General features: G+C 57.2%; 4 protein-coding genes and 1 pseudogene. 1 reads left to right on the top strand and 4 read right to left on the bottom strand.

Features of this window, described 5'->3' with window-relative positions; genetic code table 11:
* Positions 1–141: 141 nt before the first annotated feature.
* A pseudogene (locus F0Q45_RS29730) lies at positions 142–271 on the bottom strand (IS630 family transposase); the annotation flags it as partial.
* Between the two features lie 114 nt (positions 272–385).
* On the opposite strand from F0Q45_RS29730, the gene F0Q45_RS25470 reads away from it, so the two are divergent.
* Entirely contained in the window at positions 386–580 is a 195-nt protein-coding gene (locus F0Q45_RS25470) for a glycosyltransferase family 4 protein (RefSeq protein ID WP_149656516.1), read from the top strand.
* 54 nt (positions 581–634) lie between these two features.
* On the opposite strand, the gene F0Q45_RS30395 is transcribed toward F0Q45_RS25470, so the two are convergent.
* The 3 genes from F0Q45_RS30395 to F0Q45_RS25485 all read right to left on the bottom strand — a co-directional run.
* Positions 635–1,018 (bottom strand): 2OG-Fe dioxygenase family protein, encoded by a 384-nt coding sequence (locus F0Q45_RS30395; RefSeq protein ID WP_188113165.1) that lies wholly within the window; start codon positions 1,016–1,018, stop codon positions 635–637.
* Complete coding sequence (locus tag F0Q45_RS28195) at positions 967–1,404, bottom strand: hypothetical protein (protein ID WP_188113166.1); 438 nt, start codon at positions 1,402–1,404, stop codon at positions 967–969. Before F0Q45_RS28195 ends, F0Q45_RS30395 begins: the two co-directional genes overlap by 52 nt.
* A gap of 115 nt (positions 1,405–1,519) precedes the next feature.
* Positions 1,520–2,271, bottom strand: a 752-nt coding sequence (locus F0Q45_RS25485; protein WP_223163950.1) for a hypothetical protein, incomplete at its 5' end; no start/stop codon positions are given.

A 2,271-nucleotide genomic window follows, 5' to 3' on the forward strand; every position in this document is an offset into this window, starting at 1 on the left:
ACGATCTCGCGTACCCACAAGCTTGGGCGTGCAAAATCCCGATCGTTCTCGCTCCGCGGAGGACAGGTAGCGCCCCGAAAAGGGCCCTTCGCGATCGATGGCATACCGCCACCTTCACCGAACCAGCGTGTGCTGCCACCCGAAGAAGACCTCGACGATGTTCAGCCACGAGCAGCTTCGTCGGCGTGGAATGCGGTGTCACTCTGGGGTCCTTGTCGAGCCAGGCGCATGCGGCCGGCTGCTTGTGGGTGGCGTAGTTGTCGCAGACGCGCACAACCGCACTCGGGGGTGGGCCTTGGCGATGAGTTTGAGGTAGGGCAGGAACCCGGCGTTGGTGTGGCGCGGGTAGCAGGCGTCGGCGGCGATTTTTCCGGTGATAGCTGGCGTGTCGCCCGCAGCACCATCACCCCCCCAAGCCGTCCGCCGCGGCACCTTCACCGACATCACCGACCTGCAAGACGCGATCCGCACCTGCATCGACAATTACAACCGACGCGCTAAGCCGTTCACCTGGAGCAAGACCGCTGACCAACTCATCGGAGAAATCAAACGTAAATCAATCAACAACACGCGACACTAGGCAGCGCACCGTGTCACTGAAACATCGAAACCCAGCGAGGAACGATAAGCCGGCTTATTGCCGTCCATTGCTTTGATCGCTGTGACTTCGTGCCAGAGATCGGTTCCGCGGTCGGCTTGAAAAATGCCCTCGCCGTCCGATAGCTCCTTTTCGAAAACGGTAGGCATGACCGTGGAGTAGTTTTTTGCCACGGTAAACTATGCTTTTCTCTCCAGTGATATTTTCTTGCTGCACCACTAGGGTGGAAACGATAAAATCCATTCCATCCTGATGAATTCCTTCGGGTGAATTTGTGCACACTTGCCCCGGATAGCGCTGCACCAAGGTATGATGGACAACAATATTCATACATACGACTGATGGCGCAGCTTTCTTTACCATGTCGGCTACAGCGCCGAGCAGGATGCGGAGAGTTGAGTCAAAAAGCTCATCCGGCAACTCCTTGAACTTGCGCGAGTTACGCCGATAATCGGCATTTCCACTCGACGCGATAACTCTGATATCAAGCGGCTTCTGGGAGACTTGACACCTTTCAGTCGCGACAGCTCCTGCCGCGTTAGCGAAGGAAACAGCTCGGGAAAGGCCGAATCTTGAACGGACCCGGTATAAATATCCGACCAGATTGCATCTGGAGTCGAGAGCAGTTCGCTCCGCGGGATCGTATCTTTGATCATCTCAATCTTGAGCTGTTGCTGTAGGTAAATATCTGATTCGTAATCAGTATATGCTTCCCGCAACTGGTGTTGGAATTTATTCATATCGATCCCGTAATCGCGCGCTTTCATTACCATGACCGGTGGGCCGAGCCTCTCGACGGGGTTCAAGGGTTTGAGGATTGTCGATGTATTCTGTACGCACGGAAATTTCCTTCCTAAGCACTGGATTCTGGTTCTCATGGGCCCGACTTCGGGCCTGCCTTCGGGCATTTGGTCTAGCTGGCTAGAGGTTCTGGATGGTGCTCATCCGAAGCAGGACCAGAGACAGCACAACGAAGATCGCGGTCCGGGCGAGGCTGAACGGAGCGCCCACAAAGAGCGCCACAACGTAGGTCAGTGCCGGGATGGAGCTGAAAATCACTGCGGCGCTGAACGCCGAGATCAGCCGGATGCCAGCCTGGACGAGCACGGTGGGAAGCAACACCATCGCGGCCGCGATACAGACCGAGTTTAGGCCCTGCGCAGCCGAGATGTGCATCGGTGTGCCCATCGCGAACAGGATCAGCATGGTCGCAAGAATCGTCATCGCGTAGCGCAACAGCACCACGTCAAGCACCTTGACGCCGTCGGCTCCCAGGCCCTTCATCGAGATGGTCCCTGCGCCCACCGCGACGCCGGCCAGGACGCCGGTCGCGATGGCCAGATAGAGGTTGCCTGACGCGCCTTCTACATAGGTGGCCGCGAGCAGCGCCAGCAGCATCAGGATGACCAGGGAGTAGCCGGTCTTTTGGCCAGTCTGCTCACGAGAAAAGAAGAGTGCCGCGATGGGCGCTACCCCGAAGAGCAGGGCATTAGCCAGCGAACCGTCAGAAATCTTGACCGAGATGAAGTACAGGATCCAGTCAGCGGCGGTGGCAATGTTGAGCAGGACGAGGTGCTTCTTGTTCGCAAGGATGATTGTCCACAAAGCGCGGATCGAACCGTGGACGACCACCCGTAGGGCCAGAGTTACTCCGACCACGATCACAAAGCAGT

Origin of the sequence: Mycobacterium simiae (assembly GCF_008370645.1) — a bacterium.
In the GTDB taxonomy this organism is placed as follows: domain Bacteria; phylum Actinomycetota; class Actinomycetes; order Mycobacteriales; family Mycobacteriaceae; genus Mycobacterium; species Mycobacterium simiae_A.